At 64.2% G+C, this 19,890-nt stretch carries 16 protein-coding genes; 5 read left to right on the top strand and 11 right to left on the bottom strand.

Annotated elements, in window-relative coordinates; translation table 11 throughout:
* Nucleotides 1–114: 114 nt before the first annotated feature.
* Nucleotides 115–2,064, top strand: a complete 1,950-nt coding sequence (locus H535_RS0103320; protein ID WP_026818415.1) for a M13 family metallopeptidase — start codon at nt 115–117, stop codon at nt 2,062–2,064.
* A 528-nt stretch (nt 2,065–2,592) separates the two neighbouring features.
* On the opposite strand, the gene era is transcribed toward H535_RS0103320, so the two are convergent.
* Genes era through H535_RS23235 form a run of 4 tightly spaced genes read right to left on the bottom strand, consistent with a single transcriptional unit; the run spans nt 2,593 to nt 6,372 of the window.
* Nucleotides 2,593–3,534 (bottom strand): GTPase Era, encoded by a 942-nt coding sequence (gene era / locus H535_RS0103315; RefSeq protein WP_026818414.1) that lies wholly within the window; start codon nt 3,532–3,534, stop codon nt 2,593–2,595.
* Nucleotides 3,531–4,841: a hemolysin family protein gene (locus H535_RS23240; protein ID WP_051298438.1), complete on the bottom strand. Its 1,311-nt coding sequence runs from the start codon at nt 4,839–4,841 to the stop codon at nt 3,531–3,533. Before H535_RS23240 ends, era begins: the two co-directional genes overlap by 4 nt.
* A complete protein-coding gene (gene ybeY, locus H535_RS0103305; RefSeq protein ID WP_026818413.1) occupies nt 4,838–5,311 on the bottom strand; it encodes an rRNA maturation RNase YbeY in 474 nt (157 codons plus the stop codon). The genes H535_RS23240 and ybeY overlap by 4 nt, the downstream gene beginning before the upstream one ends.
* A gap of 5 nt (nt 5,312–5,316) precedes the next feature.
* Complete coding sequence (locus H535_RS23235) at nt 5,317–6,372, bottom strand: PhoH family protein (RefSeq protein WP_051298435.1); 1,056 nt, start codon at nt 6,370–6,372, stop codon at nt 5,317–5,319.
* 329 nt (nt 6,373–6,701) lie between these two features.
* Between H535_RS23235 and H535_RS23230 the strand changes: the two genes are divergently transcribed.
* Nucleotides 6,702–7,670: a GerMN domain-containing protein gene (locus H535_RS23230; RefSeq protein ID WP_051298433.1), complete on the top strand. Its 969-nt coding sequence runs from the start codon at nt 6,702–6,704 to the stop codon at nt 7,668–7,670.
* On the opposite strand, the gene H535_RS0103290 is transcribed toward H535_RS23230, so the two are convergent.
* From H535_RS0103290 to hrcA, 3 genes are all read right to left on the bottom strand, one after another.
* Nucleotides 7,642–8,403, bottom strand: coding sequence for a 16S rRNA (uracil(1498)-N(3))-methyltransferase (locus H535_RS0103290; protein ID WP_026818412.1), 762 nt, complete (start codon nt 8,401–8,403; stop codon nt 7,642–7,644). The genes H535_RS23230 and H535_RS0103290 overlap by 29 nt on opposite strands.
* 1 nt (nt 8,404) lies before the next feature.
* Entirely contained in the window at nt 8,405–9,538 is a 1,134-nt protein-coding gene (dnaJ, locus tag H535_RS0103285) for a molecular chaperone DnaJ (protein ID WP_026818411.1), read from the bottom strand.
* Nucleotides 9,539–9,617: 79 nt separating this feature from the next.
* The gene (hrcA, locus tag H535_RS0103280) at nt 9,618–10,631 is read right to left on the bottom strand and encodes a heat-inducible transcriptional repressor HrcA (RefSeq protein WP_026818410.1); all 1,014 of its coding nucleotides are present in this window, start codon (nt 10,629–10,631) and stop codon (nt 9,618–9,620) included.
* Nucleotides 10,632–10,833: 202 nt separating this feature from the next.
* Between hrcA and H535_RS0103275 the strand changes: the two genes are divergently transcribed.
* Both H535_RS0103275 and H535_RS23225 read left to right on the top strand, forming a co-directional pair.
* Entirely contained in the window at nt 10,834–11,715 is an 882-nt protein-coding gene (locus H535_RS0103275) for a DUF3097 family protein (protein WP_026818409.1), read from the top strand.
* A gap of 251 nt (nt 11,716–11,966) precedes the next feature.
* Nucleotides 11,967–12,320, top strand: a complete 354-nt coding sequence (locus H535_RS23225; protein ID WP_051298431.1) for a DUF4870 domain-containing protein — start codon at nt 11,967–11,969, stop codon at nt 12,318–12,320.
* Between the two features lie 66 nt (nt 12,321–12,386).
* Here the strand turns inward: H535_RS23225 and hemW are convergent, their stop codons facing one another.
* Both hemW and lepA read right to left on the bottom strand, forming a co-directional pair.
* The gene (gene hemW, locus H535_RS0103265) at nt 12,387–13,616 is read right to left on the bottom strand and encodes a radical SAM family heme chaperone HemW (protein ID WP_026818408.1); all 1,230 of its coding nucleotides are present in this window, start codon (nt 13,614–13,616) and stop codon (nt 12,387–12,389) included.
* A 31-nt stretch (nt 13,617–13,647) separates the two neighbouring features.
* Nucleotides 13,648–15,501 carry a translation elongation factor 4 gene (lepA, locus tag H535_RS0103260; RefSeq protein ID WP_026818407.1) on the bottom strand — a complete coding sequence of 618 codons (1,854 nt, stop codon included), beginning with the start codon at nt 15,499–15,501 and terminating at the stop codon, nt 13,648–13,650.
* Between the two features lie 270 nt (nt 15,502–15,771).
* Here lepA and rpsT point away from each other — a divergent pair, with 270 nt between their 5' ends.
* Complete coding sequence (gene rpsT, locus H535_RS0103255) at nt 15,772–16,032, top strand: 30S ribosomal protein S20 (RefSeq protein WP_026818406.1); 261 nt, start codon at nt 15,772–15,774, stop codon at nt 16,030–16,032.
* Nucleotides 16,033–16,161: 129 nt separating this feature from the next.
* Here the strand turns inward: rpsT and holA are convergent, their stop codons facing one another.
* Both holA and H535_RS0103245 read right to left on the bottom strand, forming a co-directional pair.
* Entirely contained in the window at nt 16,162–17,184 is a 1,023-nt protein-coding gene (gene holA / locus H535_RS0103250; protein ID WP_026818405.1) for a DNA polymerase III subunit delta, read from the bottom strand.
* 54 nt (nt 17,185–17,238) lie between these two features.
* Nucleotides 17,239–19,881, bottom strand: a complete 2,643-nt coding sequence (locus tag H535_RS0103245) for a ComEC/Rec2 family competence protein (RefSeq protein WP_162144848.1) — start codon at nt 19,879–19,881, stop codon at nt 17,239–17,241.
* Nucleotides 19,882–19,890 lie beyond the last annotated feature (9 nt).

Genomic DNA, 19,890 nt, shown 5'->3' with positions numbered 1-19,890 from the left:
GCGAGTGTGTGGCCCCGCTGCGGCAGCTAAGGAGAAGCAATCCTGCGCGCACAATTTCAGCCTAGCACGGCACGTAGGATGAGAATGAAAGCTACTGTGCGAAAGGTCGTTGCAATGCAGAATTCCGGGCTCGATATGTCCACCATTGATCACCAGGTCAGGGCGCAGGATGACCTGTTCCGCCATATGAACGGACGGTGGATCGACGGAACAGAGATCCCCGATGACAGGCCTCTGGAAGGGGCCTTCACGCAACTGCGGGATGAGTCGGAAATCGCCGTGCGCCGCATCATTGAGGATGCGGCCGACGCCGGTGGCGACGCCACGGCGTTGCAGACGAAAATCGGCGACCTGTACGCCAGCTTCATGGACGAAGACCGGATTGACGCCCGCGGTGCGGCACCCGTGGCCGATGATCTGGCGGCCGTGTACGCGACGACGTCGGCCGCTGAACTGATGGCCCTGATGGGCCGGTTGGCAGCCGATGGGGTGGCGGGCCTGTACCAGTTCTATATCAATAACGACGCCGGCGATCCCACCAGGTGCGTGTTCCACCTGGTCCAGGGCGGTTTGGGGCTGCCCGACGAGTCCTACTACCGCGAGGACAAATTCGCCGGCATCCGCGACCAGTACCTGGAGCACTTGGGGCGGCTACTGCCATTGGCCGGGGTGGGCGATCCCGCGGCGCCGCAGAAGGTGCTGGAACTGGAGACCCGGATCGCATCCCACCATCTGGACAGCGTCTCGTGCCGCAATCCGCAGTTGACGTACAACCTCGTCACCGCGGCCGACCTGGCGCAGATGTCGCCCTCGCTCGAAACGTGGTTCACCGCGCTGGGCGTCGATGAAGGCCGTCGCGCCGAAGTGGTGCTGGCCCAGCCGGACTTTATCCGCGGCGCCCAGAAGCTGCTGGCCGACGTCGCACTGGAGCACTGGCAGCACTGGCTGGCCGCTCAGCTGCTGCACAGCGCCGCGCCGTTCCTTGCCGCGGAATTCGTGGCTGAGGACTTCAGTTTCTATGGTTCGGCCTTGAGCGGCACGCCCATGAACAAGGAGCGCTGGAAGCGCGGGGTGGGCCTGGTCGAAGGCGCGCTGGGCGAAGCTGTCGGGCAGCTCTACGTGGAGCGGCATTTCCCGCCGGAGCATAAGGAACGGATGGAGGAGCTCGTTGCCAATTTGCTCGAGGCGTACCGGCAAAGCATCTCCTCCTTGGAATGGATGAGCGGCGAAACGATCGGCAAAGCCCTCGATAAGCTCTCGAAGTTCAACACTAAAATCGGCTATCCGGACGCGTGGATTGACTACACGGAGCTGCATATCGAGTCAGACGATCTGCTGGGCAACGTCCGACGGTCGGCCCGGTTCGAACTGGCCCGGCAGCTGGACAAGATCGGCAAGCCCATCGACCGGCAGGAATGGCTGATCACCCCGCAGACGGTCAACGCCTACTACAACCCGACCATGAACGAGATCGTCTTTCCCGCAGCCATCCTGCAGCCGCCGTTCTTCGACGCTGATGCCGATATGGCCGCGAACTACGGCGGGATCGGAGCGGTGATCGGTCACGAGGTCGGGCATGGGTTCGATGACATGGGTTCGCAGTTCGACGGCGACGGGGTCTTGCGCAACTGGTGGAACGACGCGGACCGCGAAGCGTTCGAGGCGCTCACTGCCCGGCTGGTGGATCAATACAACGCGCTCAGTCCGCGCGAAGCCGCCGGTCACACCGTCAATGGCTCACTGACCCTGGGAGAAAACATTGGGGACTTGGGCGGGATGCTAATCAGTTATAAGGCATACCGGATTTCGTTGCAGGGCCACCCTGCCCCGGTGATTGATTCCATGAGCGGCCCGCAGCGGTTCTTCGCTTCGTGGGCGCAAGCGTGGCGGCAGAAGATCCGCCCCGAAGAAGCCGTCCGGCGGCTGACGATCGACCCGCACTCCCCCAACGAATTCCGCTGCAATGCGGTGGTGCAGAACCTGGACGAGTTTCACGAGGCATTCGACGTCGGGCCGGCTGACGAGCTCTGGCTGGACCCCGGCCAGCGGGTGCGGATCTGGTAGGCATTGCGCACGTCGGCGGATCTGCGCAGCTGCCCGTCGGGCGGAGGTGAGCCAACCGGACCACGCCCGGAACCACCGGCAGCATGGCGCAACCCCGCGCGTGCGCGGGTTTGCGCCATGCCCGGAACGCTTCGAGGTTGTCTACCCGCTGGTGCCCGCACGTGGGCGGGGTTGCGGGTGCGGCATGCTGGGTCCGTCCGGTCCGAAGCGGTCTCTGGGCCGTACCGGACAGACCCTGTGCCCTGCCGATTGGTCACTTTCTCCCGGAATTAGCCTTGACCAAAGCCCCGGATTCCCTCGGTTGGACAGGATCTGCCGCTTCGACCCGCCCGGTCGGGCACTTAGCGTCCTCTCGGCGTCGGCGTCGGCGTCGGTGGCCGGGAACGGTGAACGGCGTAACCGCGGAAAGGAAAATCCCCGGTCACTGGTCCTCAGGAACCGGAACCCTGGGAACAGACCCGGCTACGGCGATACCGAGACCGGGCGGTCCTCGGACTCCGGCCGGGCCTTGGAAGACCCGGCGCGGCGCTAGAAGCCGAGCCGCACCAGTTGTTTGGGGTCCCGCTGCCAGTCCTTGGCTATCTTGACGTGCAGGTCCAGGTAGATCCGTTCGCCCAGCAGCGCCTCGATCCCCTTGCGCGCCGCCGTGCCGACCTCACGCAGCCGCTCGCCGCGCCGGCCAATGACGATGGCTTTCTGCGATGACCGCTCGACGAACAGATTGACCCGCACATCAAGCATTTGATTGTCTTCACTGCGCCCTTCACGGGGAACGATTTCCTCGACGACGACGGCCAGTGAGTGCGGGAGCTCGTCCCGGACCCCTTCGAGCGCGGCTTCCCGGACCAGCTCGGCCACCAGCACCAGTTCGGGCTCGTCGGTCAGCTCGCCGCCCGGATACAGCGGAGGCGAGAGCGGCATTTGCTCGATGAGCACGTCGGTCACGGTGTCAACCTGGTGGCCGTCTGCGGCGGAAACGGGAACGATGTCGGTGAAGCCGTCCGCGCCGAGAGTTTCGACTCCGAGCTCCTGGACCGCCGTCAACTGCTGAGCCAGTGCTCCCCGGTGGACCAGGTCGGTCTTCGTCACCAGCGCCACCACCGGCTTGCGACGCAGGGCACCCAGCTGCTGGGCAATGTAACGGTCGCCCGGTCCAATCTTTTCGTTTGCCGGCAGGCAGAAGCCGATGGCATCCACTTCACTGAGCGTATCCGCCACCAAGTCATTGAGCCGTTGCCCGAGCAATGTGCGCGGCCGGTGCAGCCCGGGCGTATCCACCAGGATCAGCTGTCCGTCGTCGCGGTGGACTATGCCCCTGATGGTGTGGCGTGTGGTCTGGGGCTTGGCCGACGTGATGGCCACCTTGCGGCCGACTAAAGCGTTGGTCAGCGTCGACTTGCCTGCGTTGGGCCGGCCCACCAGCACGGAAAATCCCGCGCGGTACCCTTCGACTTCTGTATCAATGATCATGAGGCGTTCACCGGTTCGTTGTGGCGTCCCGGCTGCTCATCGGCGTGTGCCGGTGCCGGCTCTGGCTGGAAAACTATAATATGACTGATCCGGTTACGGCGTCCCTCCGTACGTTCAGCCCGCAGCACGATTGACTGCACCTGCGCTTCGCTGCCGACGATAGGCACCCGGCCGAGGGCCTTGCTCAGCAGGCCGCCGACGGTATCGACCTCGTCGTCATCGAGTTCACGATCGAAGATTTCCCCGAGGTCCGCGACGCTCATCCGTGCGCTGACGCGGTACTTGCCGTCACCGAGATCTTCCACTTCCGGCGCCTCGGTATCGTATTCATCAACGATTTCGCCGACGATCTCCTCGATCAGGTCCTCGAGAGTCACCAGCCCGGCGGTGCCGCCGTATTCGTCGACGACGATCGCCACGTGGGTCGATTCGTGCTGCAGCTCCGAGAGCAGGTCGGCGACCGCCTTCGATTCGGGAACATAGCGCACGCTGCGGCACAGGTCGGCAGCGACGGGCATGGCGTCGTCGTCGTTGTGCCCGTGCATAGTTGCGGCCGCATCCTTGAGGTACATCACCCCGAGAACCTGGTCGGCACTGTCACCGATGACTGGAATCCGCGAGTACCCCGAACGCAGGAAGAGCGACATGGCCTGCCGCAGCGTGGCATCCGCATCGATGCTGACGACATCCATTCGCGGGACCATCACGGAGCGCACCTTGGTGTCGCCGAGTTCAAAGACGGAATGAATCAGTTCGGCTTCACTGTCTTCGAGCATGTCCGCTTCGCTGGCGCGGGTGACCAGTTCACGGAACTGCTCCTCGGTAAAGAACACCTCCGACGTCGTCTCGCCCGGGGTGACCGTGTTGCCCAGGGCGACCAGCCAACGTGGCACCGGGCCGAGCACCAGCCGCAGCACGCGGACCAGCCAGGACGTGGAGCGCACGATCGGCGTTGAGCGGACACGGCCGAGCTGGCGGGGCGAGACGCCGACCAGCACGAACCCGACCGCTGCCATGGCAACGGTGGCAAGCAGTCCGGCCAGCCATACATTGTCGAGCAGGTCGTGCAACAGAATCGCCACGGCGACTGCTCCTGCCATTTCGAACCAGATCCGCCAGAACCTGAGGGCATGCAGATGCGCGACAGGATCGGCGAGCACGCGGCGCAACGATTTACCGCCGCGCCGCGACATCAGGTCTTCGGCTTCCTGGCGTGGAAGATAGCTGAAGGCCGCTTCCGAGGCGGTCAGCACCGCTGCGACGACGATCGACAGCAGGCACATCAGCGTCATGGTGACTGTGATCACTGCATCGTCTCCAAGGGTGCGTCCCTGCCGGTGAAGCCGGAGAGCAATTGACGCTGCAAGGCAAACATCTCACGCTTTTCTTCCGGCTCGGCGTGGTCATAACCAAGCAAGTGGAGCATCCCGTGAGTGGTTAACAGCAGCAGTTCATCGGCGGCGCTGTGACCTGCCGCCGCGGCCTGCTGTTCGGCGACGGCGGGGCACAGGACAATGTCGCCGAGCACGCCGGATTCGCCGGGGGCACCGTGCGTGCCGGGGCGCAGTTCGTCCATCGGGAAAGACAACACGTCCGTGGGGCCGGGCTCGTCCATCCATTCGATGTGGAGTCTTTCCATTGCGTCGGCGTCGACCAGGATGATGGACAGTTCCGCCTGAGGATGCACGTGCATTTGGTCCAGCACGTACCGGCCCAGCCGGCTGAGTTGCTCGTCATCGACGGCCGTGGGGGTTTCATTATTGATTTCGATGCTCATGGGTTCTACCGCGGTTTCCATCCCTGGCGCTGGCCATTGCGCCGCGACGGCGTGTCCTGGCCCCCGTTCTGCTGTGCCTCGTCCCAACGTCCATACGCAGAGACGATTTCCGAGACCAATTGGTGGCGGACGACGTCGGACGCGTCCAAGTGGCGGAAGACGACGTCGTCAATGCCCTGCAGGATCTCGGAGACAATCCGCAGGCCGGAGCGCGTGCCGCCGGGCAGGTCCACCTGGGTGACGTCGCCGGTGACAACCATTTTGGAGCCGAAGCCCAACCTGGTGAGGAACATCTTCATCTGTTCAGGCGTGGTGTTCTGCGCCTCGTCGAGGATGATGAAAGCATCGTTGAGCGTGCGCCCCCGCATGTAGGCCAGCGGAGCCACCTCGATGGTGCCCGCGGCCATCAGGCGCGGAATGGATTCCGGGTCCATCATGTCGTGCAGCGCGTCATACAACGGCCGCAGGTACGGGTCGATTTTCTCGTTCAGGGACCCGGGCAGGAAGCCCAGCCGCTCCCCCGCTTCAACGGCCGGGCGGGTGAGGATGATCCGGTTGACTTCCTTGTGCTGCAGCGCCTGCACGGCCTTGGCCATGGCCAGGTAGGTTTTGCCGGTGCCGGCCGGGCCGATGCCGAACACCACGGTATTGCGGTCGATGGCGTCGACGTATGTTTTCTGGTTGACCGTCTTGGGCCGGATGGTCCTGCCGCGGCTGGACAGGATATTCTGCGTCAGCACGTCGGCGGGGCGGCTGGAGGTCTGCTCGCGCAGCATGGTGACCAATTGCTGCAGCAGTTCGGGAGTTATATTCGTCTGTTTGGCGGCCAGCACCCGGATCTCTTCTATCAGCTTGACGATTCTGTCCACTTCAGCACCGGGCCCGCTGATGGAAACCTCATTGCCCCGCACGTGGATCGTCACGTTGTGGAAGGAAGCTTCGATGAACCGGAGTGCCTCGTCCTGGGCACCAAGCGAGGAGACCATCTGTTCTGTCGAGTCGAACGAAATCACTTCCGTCGACACCCCGGTCGGGCCGGAATCGACTGGATATTCGGTCATATGAGCGGCCGTTTTCACGGCCTTGATCTCCCCTTACTCAAATTAATCTTCCAATGCCTCTTTAATGGTACGGCACGTTGCAATATTGCGCCCACAGCGGACATCGGCCACTGCCCGACCGGCCGCGGCGATCGTCATAAGGTCTCAGGAGAATATCAATCCGGTCTCAGTCCGATTGAGTCTTGAAAATAACCGGTCTGCTGGGGTGCCCCCTGTGCCAAGCTTGATAAAGAGCACGGGACAGCCGTGCCTGGACGGCATTCACACACGAAAAGAACGGCAGAACGATTAGCGGATTACGACGGGCGCGTGGGGGCGGCATCGGGTCAGTGAGCGGCTTCCACGGGTGGCTGGCGGCGCTGACGGTGGCCTCCCTGCTGCTGGTGGGTTGCACGGCGGAGCGGGTTGGCCCTGCCATGGAAACGTCGATGCCTGTTCCGACGACGATGGAAGCGCCCGATGCGGCCGCCCAGTCGTCGGCGCTGACCAATGTGCCGCTGGAATCGGCCGAGACAGCGGCGCAGACGCCGGTCTACTGGCTGGGTGAAAGCGGCCGCAGCGTGTACCTCTACCGCGAGTTCCGGGAGGTGGAGCACCAAGGTGATCCGATTACCACCGCGATCTCTGCCATGACCACTGCGCAACCGCTGGACGACGACTATTTCAACCCGTGGCAGCCGGCTTCGTCGGTCGCCGCTTCTGTTTCGACGGACGGTGTCATCACCGTCGATATGTCCGCCGATGCCTTTGCCCGCCCCCTGGACGCCGGAATGGCGCGGCGGGCGGTCCAGCAATTGGTCTATACGGCCACCGCGGCTGCGGCAAGCTCGGGGCTGACTTCACAGGACGAGCAGATCCAAGTGGTCATCCTGGTCGATGGTCATACCGGATATCGCGCGTTCGACCACGTCACACTGGGCGAGCCAATGGTGCGGGACGCGTCGTTGGCGGCTCCAGTATGGGTGATCGATCCTCAGGATGGAACCGTATTCAAAGGAAACAAGGTCACGATCAAAGGACGCGGAGTGGCACGGGACAATATCCTGGGGTGGGAGATAACCGCCGTCGGCGCGTCCGTCGCCCGTGAGGTGTCCCGGCCGATGACTGGTTCAGTGAAACTGGGGCCCGACGGCGCCGGCCCTTTCACCTTCTCGGTGACCTTGCCGAAGGGCAGTTATGAACTGCGGGTCTTCCAGGGGGATCCCGGCGCTTCACGGAGCCAGCAGCGGTTCGTCGACTCGAAAGACTTTGCGGTGGCGGCCGGACCTCCTAGTTCCACCGCTCCAGCAGATGGTTAATCACTGCGGTGGCGGCCGGACCGGCGGTGGAGGAACGCAGCACATGGCCTCCCAACTGCAACGGCCTGGCGCCTGCGGCCGTTAACGCATCGATCTCGTGGCTGCTGATGCCGCCCTCGGGGCCCACCACCAGCAGAATCCTGCCCGGAGACCCGGCTGACGGGAGCGCATCCCGCAGAGCGGTGATGCCGCTGGCGGCGGACTCATGCAGAATGAGTGCCAGGTCCGCGCGTTCACACAGAGCCGCTAACGCGGCGAGATGAACCGGATCACCCAGCTGCGGGATGCGTGCCCGCCGTGACTGCTTGGCGGCCGACCGGACGGAGGCTTCCCATTTGCTGCGTCCCTTGGCCGCCTTCTCAGCTTTCCACCGTACGATAGATCGTTCGGCCTGCCATGGAACGATACCGTCCACACCCAGTTCGGTGGCGGCCTCGATAGCCATTTCATCGCGTCCGCCCTTTGCCAGCGCCTGAACGAGGATGAGCTCGTGGACGTTGGCGGGCTCATCCTCGACCGATTCCACCAGCAGCTGAAGGCCCCCGGGCGTTGCTTCATCAACCGTGCATGAGGCACGCCGCCCCGCGCCGTCAACCACATCGATCGGTTCGCCCACAGCGAGTCGCCGCACGGTGCGGGCGTGATGACCCTCGGAACCGCCAAGGGTCAACAATGCTCCCGGCTGGAGCCCGGTCAGCTGGCCGGGCTCGGCGAAGAAGACGGGCTCGGTCATCCTAGAGGTTGCCGAGGCGGTCCCGGAGCCGGGCGAACATTCCGCTGCCACTGGAGACGAGCTTGCCGTCGCTGTACTGCTCTCCACGCGCCGAGGCGAGCTGGCGTAGCAGTTCCTCCTGTTCACTGTCGAGCTTGGTGGGGGTCTCCACGTGGAGGTGGACCTTCAGGTCTCCCCTGCCGTATCCGCGCAGGTGGGTCACGCCCAGTCCCCGCAGGGTGATAACTTCACCGGACTGGGTGCCTGGCTTGATGGTGAGTTCGCGTTCGCCGTCGAAGGTGTCCAGGTTGATGTCGGTCCCCAACGTGGCGGCGGTCATCGGAACGCTGATGGTGGCGTGCAGGTCGTCGCCGTCGCGAACGAAGTTCTGTTCACTCTCGACCTTGATTTCCACGTACAGATCGCCGCTGGGCCCTCCGGCGACTCCGGCTTCGCCCTGCTGGCCGAGCTGGATACGGGTTCCGGTGGCCACGCCCGCGGGTACTTTGACAGTCAAGGTGCGACGGTTGCGGACCCGTCCTTCACCGGAACATTCGTGGCAAGGGTCGGTGATGACGCTGCCGAAGCCCTGGCACGATCCGCACGGCGCCGTCGTCATCACCTGGCCGAGGATGGAACGCACGGCGCGCTGGACCTGGCCGGAGCCTCCACAAATATCGCAGGTCTTCGGCGATGTTCCGGGGCGGCTGCAGCTGCCGTCGCAGGTGGGGCAGACGACGGCGGTGTCCACCTCGATCTTCTTGTTCACGCCGAAGACGGCATCGCGCAAGCTGATGGGCACTGTGATCAGTGCGTCCTGGCCGCGGCGCATCCGCGAGGCGGGACCGCCGCCACCTCCGGCGCCGCCGCCGAAGAACGTCTCGAAGATGTCCTGGAAGGCGAAGCCTTGGCCGGAGAAACCGCTGCCGAATCCGTTGTCGGTGCCGTTTTCATTGCCGGTGGTGTCATACACCCGGCGCTTCTGCGGATCCGAGAGGATGTCGTAGGCATGGCCGACGCGTTTGAACTGGTCGGCCGCGTCGGGGCCCGGATTAACGTCCGGGTGCAGCTTGCGCGCCAGCTTGCGGTATGCCTTCTTGATCTCCTCGGCGCTGGCGTCCTGGGACACACCCAGTGCTTCGTAGTGGTTGCTCAACTCTCTGATCTCTTCCTGTATTGCTGGACAGCGGCCGGCGTAATGCTCCGCTCACTGTCATGGAAAGTTCTTCGACACCTCAGCCGGCCAGAATTCTGGACAGGTAGCGTGCGACCGCGCGTACCGCCGCTATCGTGGTGGGATAATCCATCCTCGTCGGTCCCAGCACGCCGATCTTGGCCAATTCGTCCGGTCCGTAGCCGGTGGCGACCACGGAGGCTTCAGTGAGCCCGCCGTACCGGTTTTCATGTCCTATCCGTACGGACACTCCCCGTGCGTCCTGTTCCATTTCGGTCAGCAGACGCATCATCACAACCTGCTCCTCCAAGGCCTCAAGAACGGGGCCGATGGAGAGTGGGAAATCTCCCGTCGAGCGGGCCAGATTGGCTGTACCTGCCAAGACCATTCTATCTTCACGGCCGATTCCCGCCAGTTGCTCCAGGGCATTGCCCAGTATAGCCGCCACAGCCCGGTCCTGTGGAGGCGCCGACGTCACCGCGGTGGTCAGCAATTCCGGCAATCGACTCAGCAGGGCGCCACTCGTGGAGGCCAGGAACGCGGCGCGCACGTGCTGGAGTGCGTCCTCGGTCGTTTCCTCGGGCAAGGTCACCATCCGTTGCTCCACCTTGCCCGTGGTGACGATCATCACCACCAGCACCTGGCGCGGGGCCAGCAGCACCAGCTCAATATGCCTCACTGCCGCGCTGGTCAGTTGCGGGTACTGGACGACGGCGACCTGATTGGTCAACTGGGACAACAGCCGCACAGTGCGGTCGAGTACATCATCGAGGTCGTCGGCCTGGTCGAGGAAGGTGTGGATCGCACGACGTTCGGCTGCGGACAAGGGCTTCACGGCCGAGATCCGGTCCACGAACATCCGATATCCCTTGTCGGTCGGGATGCGTCCGGCACTGGTGTGCGGGGCAGCGATCAGCCCCTCCTCTTCCAGCGCAGCCATGTCATTGCGGATGGTGGCGGAGGATACACCGAGGTGATGGCGGTCGACCAGCGCTTTTGACCCGACGGGTTCGCGCGAGTGGACGTAGTCCTCAACGATGGCCCGCAGCACTTCCAGCTGTCGTGGTTCGCTCACGCTTCACCTCCTGATCCCGCATTGCGCCGGCGATGCGGATAATCGCCCGACGGGGTTCCGCACTCAACATAGCTATTTAGCACTCAACATGCCCAAGTGCTAAGTCTAGTACGTTCAACCGGCGTTGCTAACATGGGTACGCCCTCGGCTTATTCCATCATTGTTCGTGCCGGCCCGTGCCGGAAGGCAATTCGAAAGAAGGTTGTGCATGTATGAATGGGGTCCCCAGGAGCTGGCCGCCGAGCCGAAACGGCAAGCCGCCCCCGAAGTTGCTGCCGAGCCCGGGGTGGTGCTTGAAGATGCCCAGACCGGCTGGGTGGGCGCGGTGGTCCGGGTGGAAAAGTCCGGAGGATTGCACGTTGTGGCTCTGGAGGACCGCCGGGGCAAAGTCCGTTCCTTCGGCCTCGGGTACGGCTTTATGATCGATGGACGTGCCGTGAAGGTGGTTGCCCCTGCTGCTGCCGCTTCAGATCGGTCCGCACGTGCGGCGCGTCCCGCACGCACCGCGTCCGGATCGGTGCGCCTGGAAGGGACGCGCGCCCGCACTGCACGGGCCAGCCGGATCTGGGTGGAGGGCAAGCATGATGCCGAACTCGTGGAAAAGGTGTGGGGCGACGACCTGCGGGTGGAAGGCATTGTCGTCGAACCATTGGGTGGTATCGATGACTTGGCCGGTGCCGTGAAGACGTTCTCACCGGGGCCGCAGCGGCGGCTCGGCGTACTGGTGGACCATTTGGTGTCGGGCAGTAAAGAGTCGGCCATCGCCAAACAAACCATGGCCTTGCGAGGAGCGCCGTCGAATGTCCTCATTGTGGGCCACCCCTATGTGGATGTCTGGCAGGCGGTCAAACCATCGGCACTCGGCCTTCGCCAATGGCCTCACGTGCCGCGCGGCCAGGACTGGAAAACCGGAGTCCTCAAGGGGCTGGGATGGCCGCATCAAGACCAGCACTCCGCGGCCCGCGGCTGGCAACGGATCCTTGCTGCCGTCAACAGTTATGCGGATTTGGAACCGTCGTTGCTGGGCCGGGTCGAGGAGGTCATCGACTTCCTGACCGCCACGCCCGAGGCTGCCCCGGATTGATCGGAGGGCCGCCGTGGCCCACAATGGTGCCTAAGCACTCCGGCAGGCAGTAGATTTGAACGACTGAATGACTTGAACGACACTGCACCCGCCGGATGGTCCAGTGTCCTACCGAACTCGAGGAACAGGTTCACGTGGCAGATTCCCCTGGGCGCGACGAGCAGCCCCGGCCGGATGGGCAGCATGGGACACCACAGCCCCGGCCGCCGGCCGGTGGCAGTGATCAGCGCGGCCCCTCTCCTTATCAAGGTATGTCTGCCGACGCGCAGTCGCTGACCTCGGCCGAGGACCGGCAATGGGCCACGATTGCCCATTTCGGCGGAATCCTCGGATGCGTACCGTCACTGATCATCTACTTGGTGTTGCGGGACCGCGGCCCGTTCACGGCACAGGAATCCAAAGAGGCGCTGAATTTCACCCTGCCGCCGACGGTGCTCGCGCTGTTCCTCTATCTGTTGGCACTGATTGACCCCATCAGTTCGGTCTGCGCAGTGCTGGCTGTGCTGATCTGGATTGCCTTGACGGTCTTCTCGGTCAGGGCCGGGGTGCGTGTCAACAAGGGCGAACCGTACCGCTACCCCGTCAACCTGCGCCTGATCCACTGACCCGGCGATGCCGGCCGCGCTTGGCTGGGCTGGCTGCGCCTGGTTGGGCAGGCTGCTGCCGAGCCGTTAGCCCGGCAGCAGCCTGCGCACCACGCCGTCGGCCAGTAACCGTCCTCTGAGAGTCAGCACCACGGTGCCGCCGAAGGCAGCACTTGGCTCAATCAGCCCCTCTGCGATCAGTGGCGCTATCTGCGATCTTCCCGCGCCGCCCAGGGCCTCGATGGCGAGTCCCTCGCGCAGCCGGGTGCGCAGCATCACATGTTCCATGTGGGTGGCTGTTGCGTCGAGTGTTTCGCGGCCGGCTGCCGGCGACCGTCCTGACTTGAGCCGGTTTGCATACGGAACCGGGTGCTTGGTGTTCCACCAGCGCACACCACCGACATGGGAATGGGCGCCGGGGCCTATCCCCCACCAATCGTCGCCCCGCCAGTAGGCCAGATTATGTTGGCACGCCTGCTGCGGGGTCCGGCTCCAATTGCTGACCTCGTACCAGTGCATTCCGTGTGCTTCCATCAATCGCTCGGCCGCCAGGTATTTGTCGGCGTGGTCGTCGTCGTCAATGGGCGGCACCTCGCCGCGGCGCATCCGGGCGGCAAGTTTCGTGCCATCTTCGATGATCAGCGAATAGGCGGAGACATGGTCGGGTCCGTAGCTCAGCGCTGCGGACAGCGACTCTTCCCAGTCATTAATGGATTCGCCCGGGGTGCCGTAGATCAGGTCAATGCTGACAGCGAGTCCGGCATCGCGCGCCCAGCGGACCGCTTGCGGCACCCGTTCGGGAGCGTGGGTGCGGTCGAGGACCTGGAGCACGTGCGGTACCGCCGACTGCATACCGAACGACACCCGGGTGAAACCGGCGTCGGCCAACTGCTGCAGGGACGCCGGGGTGACCGAATCCGGGTTCGCCTCGGTGGTGATTTCAGCGTCCGCAGCCAGCGGCCACAATGTGGCGGCGTGGCGCAGCAGGGCAGCGAGATCGTCCGCGGGCAGCAGGGTTGGCGTGCCGCCGCCGAAGAATACGGTCTTCAGCTGGCGTTGGGGCAGCCCCGACCCTGTCAGCACGCCGGCGGCAAGATCCAGTTCGGCCATCGCTGTGGCTGCGTATTCGTCCTGCGACGCGCCGGGGCCAAGTTCGGTGGCGGTGTAGGTGTTGAAATCGCAGTAACCGCAGCGTACCGCGCAGAACGGTATATGGATGTACAGGCCGAAGTTGCGTCCGGCAGCGCCCTGGCGGACCTGTGCAGGGAGCATGCCGTCGTCCGGGGCAGGATCCCCCTCGGGAAGTGTCGAGGGCATTACCGGCACCTGCCCCCGTCAATGGGCTGGTTCACTTCTTGGTTTTGTCTTTCGACGATTCCGATGATAAGGCGGCGATGAAGGCTTCCTGCGGCACTTCGACGCGGCCGACCATCTTCATCCGCTTCTTGCCTTCCTTCTGCTTCTCCAACAGCTTCCGTTTACGCGAGATGTCGCCGCCGTAGCATTTGGCCAGCACGTCCTTGCGGATGGCGCGGATGTTTTCCCGGGCAATGATCCGCGAGCCAATGGCTGCCTGAATCGGGACCTCGTATTGCTGCCGTGGAATCAGTTCACGCAGTTTCGACGTCATCAGCGTGCCATAGGAGTATGCCTTGTCCCGGTGGGTGATCGCGCTGAATGCGTCGACCTGGTCGCCTTGCAGCAGGATGTCGACCTTGACCAGGTCGGCGGCCTGGTCCCCGTCGGCCTTCCACTCCAGCGAGGCATAACCGCGGGTCTTGGATTTGAGCTGGTCGAAGAAGTCGAACACGATCTCGGCCAGCGGCATCCGGTAATTCAGTTCGACCCGTTCTTCCGACAGGTAGTCCATCCCATGCATGGTGCCCCGCCGACTCTGGCACAACTCCATAATGGCCCCGACGAATTCGTTTGGAGCAAGGACAGTGGCTGAGACCATTGGTTCGCGCACTTCGAGGATCTTGCCGGCGGGGAACTCACTGGGGTTGGTTACTTCGAACTGCTCGTTGTCCTCCATGGTCACCTCGTAGACCACGTTGGGGGCCGTGGCAATCAGCGAGATATTCGATTCGCGCTCCAGCCGTTCACGGATGATTTCCAAGTGCAGCAGTCCCAGGAAGCCCACGCGGAACCCGAACCCGAGGGCGACGGAGGTCTCGGGTTCGTAGACGAGTGCCGCGTCGTTGAGCTTCAGCTTGTCCAGCGCATCCCGCAGCACGGGATAGTCGGCCCCGTCGAGCGGGTAGAGACCGGAGAACACCATAGGCTTGGGCTCCTGGTACCCGCTCAGCTGGTGTTCGGCAGGCTTGGCCAGGTTGGTGACGGTATCGCCCACCTTGGACTGGCGGACGTCCTTCACGCCGGTGATCAGATAGCCAACTTCGCCGACGCCGAGCCCGTCTGTCGGCGCCGGCTCCGGGGAACTGACCCCGATCTCCAGCAATTCATGACTTGCCTTGGTGGACATCATCTGGATTCGCTCGCGTGGATGGAGTTTCCCGTCGACGACGCGCACATACGTGACCACGCCGCGGTACGTGTCGTAGACCGAGTCGAAAATCATCGCCCGTGCGGCAGCGACGGGGTCTCCCACCGGTGCGGGGATTTCGGCAACGATCCTGTCCAGCAATTTGTCGACTCCGGCGCCGGTCTTACCGGAGACACGGAGCACGTCGTCGGGGTCTCCGCCAATCAAATGCGCCAGTTCCTCGGCATACTTGTCCGGCTGGGCAGCAGGCAAGTCGATCTTGTTCAAGACCGGGATAATCGCCAGATCGTTCTCCATGGCCAGGTAGAGGTTGGCCAGGGTTTGCGCCTCGATCCCCTGGGCCGCGTCGACCAGCAGCACCGCCCCCTCACCGGCGGCCAGCGAACGGGAGACTTCGTAGGTGAAGTCAACGTGGCCGGGCGTATCGATCATGTTCAAGGCGTAGCTGGTTCCGTCTGCTTCCCACGGCATCCGCACGGCCTGGGACTTGATGGTGATGCCACGCTCACGCTCGAGGTCCATCCGGTCCAGGTACTGGGCACGCATGGTGCGGTCCTCCACCACGCCGGTGAGCTGCAGCATTCGGTCGGCAAGCGTTGACTTCCCATGATCGATATGGGCGATGATGGAGAAGTTCCTCAAGACCGCCGGATCCGTGGCGGCGGGCACCGGAGCAGTGCGGGCCAAGGGAGTCACTCAGTGTGTCCTTACGTCGACGAAAGCAGATACTTGTCTTAAGTGTCCCATGTTCCCGGTCCTATTGCTCCGCCGCTGGTGCCCTGGCCCGGAACCGGCGCGCGCAACTACTCGTGTCAGCGGCGATTCTGATAGGCTGTATAGCTGTGTGTCCGCGCTTGGTCGTCGGGCACGGAAAGCTGGATGCCGCCGGTATCCCCACGCCGCGCCAGTCCTCCAGCTTGAATGCCCTCACTGACCCAACACCGCCTGACAAAAGAGAGTTTATCCGTGGCAAACATCAAGTCCCAGAAGAAGCGCGTTCTCACCAATGAGAAGGCGCGCCAGCGCAACAATGCGGTCAAGGCTGAGCTGCGCACCGCAATCCGCAGTGTGAATTCCGCTGTCAAGTCTGCTGACAAGGAGTCCGCCGGGACCGCGCTTACCGCTGCCAGCCGCAAGCTGGATAAGGCCGTCAGCAAGGGCGTAATCCACAAGAACAATGCGGCCAACCGCAAGTCGGCTATCGCCCGTAAGGTCGGCAGCCTCTAAGGTGGAGCACCCTCAGGATCTTTATCTATGGTCGGCGCCAAAGGCGCCGGCCATAGGTGTTTAAACCGCGGTTGTTCCAGGTTTGTTCAAGCAACAGTAGTTTGAGCAGCGTTCCGGACGGCTCGGCGGTCATGGCCGCCGGTTCACCGATGTGGCAATGATCGTGACGGCACGTTCCAGCGCGTACACCGGATCCCGTGCGGCGCCTTTGACCTGGACGTCGGCGTCGGCAGTGACCCGGACCGCGCGGGTCAGTGCTTCAGGGGTCCAGCCGGAACCGTCCCTCTTGGCGTTGTCGACCTGCCAGGGTGCCATGCCGAACTCGCGTGCCAATTGTGCGGATGAACCGCGGGCACCTGCAACCTTTGCCACAGTCCTGAGCTTCATCGCCAGAGCCGCCACCAGCGGAACCGGGTCCACTCCGGTCGCCAGTGCATGACGCAACGTTGACAAGGCAAGGGAACCGCGCCCGGCCAGGGCCGCATCCGCGACCTTGAAGGCAGTTGCCTCAACTCTTCCGCCGTAATAGCGTTCGACGACATCCGGACCAACCGTCCCCTCCGTGTCGGAGAGCAACTGTGAGCATGCGGCCGCCAGTTCGGACAGACTGGATCCCACGGCGGCAACCAGGGCCTGGGCACCGCCTGGTTCGATACTTCGTCGGGCATCCCGGAACTCGCGATTAACGAATTCGACCTTCTCGGCGTCCTTCTTCAACGGCTGGCACTCAACCACAGGGGCTCCGCCGGCCTTGATGGCGTCGAGGAGTTTCTTGCCCCGCGCCCCGCCGTCATGGTGCAGCACCACTGTCACGTCCGGCACAGTCGAAGACAGGTATGTGGTGGCGTCGGTGAGAAAATCCTCGTTCATGGACGACAGGCCTGAGACTTCAATCAGCTTGGCCTCGCCGAATAGTGATGGGCTGGCTGCCAGCTCCAACTGGCCCGCTGCGTACTCGGATGCGTCCAGGGAGGTACGTTCCACGTCCGGCTCGGTCTGCCGCAATTGATGACGGATCCGTTCCATCGCCCGGATGGCCAGAAACTCCTCGCCACCGGTGATGAGGACAACCGGCGCGGGCTCGATGGCGCGCCAGGAGACCACGTTGCCAGCTGTCCTGGTGGCCCGCGTGCTGCCGGCTGCCGGAGTCACCGTAGTCCCGCTGTTCGAGGGGCGGGATATCCAGAAACGGTCATGGTTTCAACCCTACCTTTCCGACCAGGTGAGCAATGTACCGGCCTGCTTGCCAACATAGATCCGCCCGTCCCTGTCGGTGCGGCGGATCTCGCTGCCCACCTGCCGCAGCGCCGCAATGATGCCGTCGGAAGGATGTCCGTATTCGTTCCCCGCTCCCACTGAAATCAGCGCCAGCTCAGGCGTCAGCGCCCTGATGAAGCCTGTCCCGCCATTGGCGGCGCCGTGGTGGGCCACTTTCAGCACGTCCACGCTTTCCCGGCTCAGAGCCCCCGGGATCGGTTGTTGGCCCGAGGTGGCCAGCAGTCGGCGTGCACCATCGCGCTCCAAGTCACCCGTCAGCAGCAGCGATAAGGGGCCGCCCCGCTGCTGCTCCACGGTGACCCACATGACGATGCTGGAATTGTTCGCCGACGCCGCTTCGTTTCCGGCCGCGGGCCACAAGGTGCTCCACTGGACGGCACCCGCGTGGCCCGTGGCGCCCCGGCGGGCATCGGAAATATCCACGTCATGCTCCTCCAGCAGGTCAATCGTGTGGCCCGGCCCGCCGGCTGCCGACGATATCAGTGCCCGTTCGACCTCCCGTCCGGCCAGTACCCCTGCCACACCGCCGGTGTGGTCGGCGTGCATATGGGTCAGCACCAACAGCGGCACGGTGGATATGGACAGCCCGTCCAGGCACTGGTTCATGGCTGCGGGCTCCGGGCCGGTATCGACCACGATGGCCGAATGCTCATCCGTGCGGACCACCAAGCCATCGCCCTGGCCGACGTCACAGGCCACGATCGACCAGTCCGTTGGCGCACCGCCCGGTGGCGCGCTGTGAACGAACCATACTGCTGCCGCACCGAGTACGCCGCCGGGGATCAAGGCGGCCACGGGCAACGGCAGAGCCGCACGGCACCACCGATACACCGTGGAGGCGTACACACGGAGCCGGACCGGATGCGCCAACAGCCACAATGTCGCCATTGACGTCAGGGACAGCACGGCCATCAGGGTCGCCCCGGCGGCACCGCACGGCCATGGCGCCACGGCCCCCGGCGCGGAACTGAAGAAATGTGCCACGGCCCCCACCCAGGACGCTCCCGCGCCGGCAATCGCGAGCAGCACGGGCACCAAGGGCGGACACAGCAGCATAGCCAGCACACAGCACATTCCCGCGATCGTGATCAGGGGGATGAGAGGGGCCACCAGCACATTGGCCACTACCGAATACGTGGTCAGCTGAGGCTGCAGCAGCACAATCACCGGAGCGCAGAATGCCTGGGCGGCAATCGGAACTGCCACCGCCTGCGCAGCCCACAACGGCATCCAGCGGGACAGCCAGTGGGCGCAGGCTGGCCCGAAGACGATCAGCCCGCCGGTGGCCAGCACCGAAAGAATGAATGCATAGCTGCCGCTCAACCACGGATCGACGGCGAGCAGCACTATGACTGCAAGGCACAGTAAGGTTGGCGACTTCCGTCCCCGCCCGCTGATCACTGCGGCCACACCTATTGTTCCCATCACCGCTGCCCGCAATACGCTGGGTTCGGGCCGGACCAGCAGGACGAAACCGGCCAGTGCGGCCAGCGCAGCGGCGGCCGACAACCACCTGGGCAGCCGGGCAGCGCATCCGCAGAGAAAGACCGTGCCGATGACGATGGCACAGTTGGCCCCGCTGACGGCAGTCAAATGAGTCAGACCGGTTCGTCGCATAGCAGTTTCCAAGCCGGTTCCCAGGTTTCCGCGGTCCCCCAGCACCATGCCTGGCAGCAGCTGCGCCGCGTTGGAAGGCAGCTCCCGGGACTGTTGCCGGAACGCGCTGCGGACCGCTGCGCTGTACTGCAGCCACGGCCCGGCCTGTCCCAGCACCTGCGGTGCTGTCTTGGCGAACAACAGGGCGTCAATGTCATCTCCGCGCCCGGTAGCGCGCAGGTCACCGGCCGTTTCCACGCGTTGGCCCGTTTCGAGCTGTTCCCAACGTTCTGAAGCGATAATCAGGACCGGCGTGGCCGCCGTGAACTCGACCCCCTGGCTCGTTGCCCGTTGCAACGTGGCCTCCACCAGGTATCGATCCGCCCCGGTGTATTTGTCGGCCGTATCGCTGAGCCGAGGATCCGAGGTGAGCTTTGCCACCGCACCTATCGTCGCCCCGTTGGCGATGGCGGCGTCAACGGGGCCCGCCTGGCGCTCGGCGATGTTCGCGGCGGCCGACAATGAGACCATCGACAGAATCAGCAATGGCACCGGTAGCGGGACCAGTACCTGCGGCCACGCCCATCTGCGGGCACAAAGCAGGATCACGACGGCGATGAGCAGTGCCGTCCCGCCGATGGCATAGCCCGTCGAAGGCGGCAGCCGGATCGTGGTGGCCGCGGCGGCCCAACCCGTCAGCGCCGCCGGCAGCAGACGCAGATCCCAACTGCGCGCCGGCAACTCGCCGGGATCGGCGTTGGCGATGGCGTTCTTGAGCCGGCTGAGGCGGTCCCAAGGACGCCAATGACGTTCCCGGACACAGTGCATCGGTCGTTGGGGCGGACTTGAAATCAGCGTTGGTGAAGGCTGTTCCGCCTGGCCCCCTCCAGGCTCTCCAGCCTCGCCAGTGCGCTCCCGCTGTTCCGCACCATCCTTCGGGTACGGGCGTTCGGCGGCCGCTACGGCGGCTTCCACGAAGGGTTT

It is taken from the genome of Arthrobacter castelli DSM 16402, from assembly GCF_000430705.1.
Taxonomy (GTDB): Bacteria; Actinomycetota; Actinomycetes; order Actinomycetales; family Micrococcaceae; genus Arthrobacter_C; species Arthrobacter_C castelli.
The sequence above is the reverse complement of the archived record's forward strand: the minus strand, read 5'-3'. Positions and strand labels throughout refer to the sequence as shown.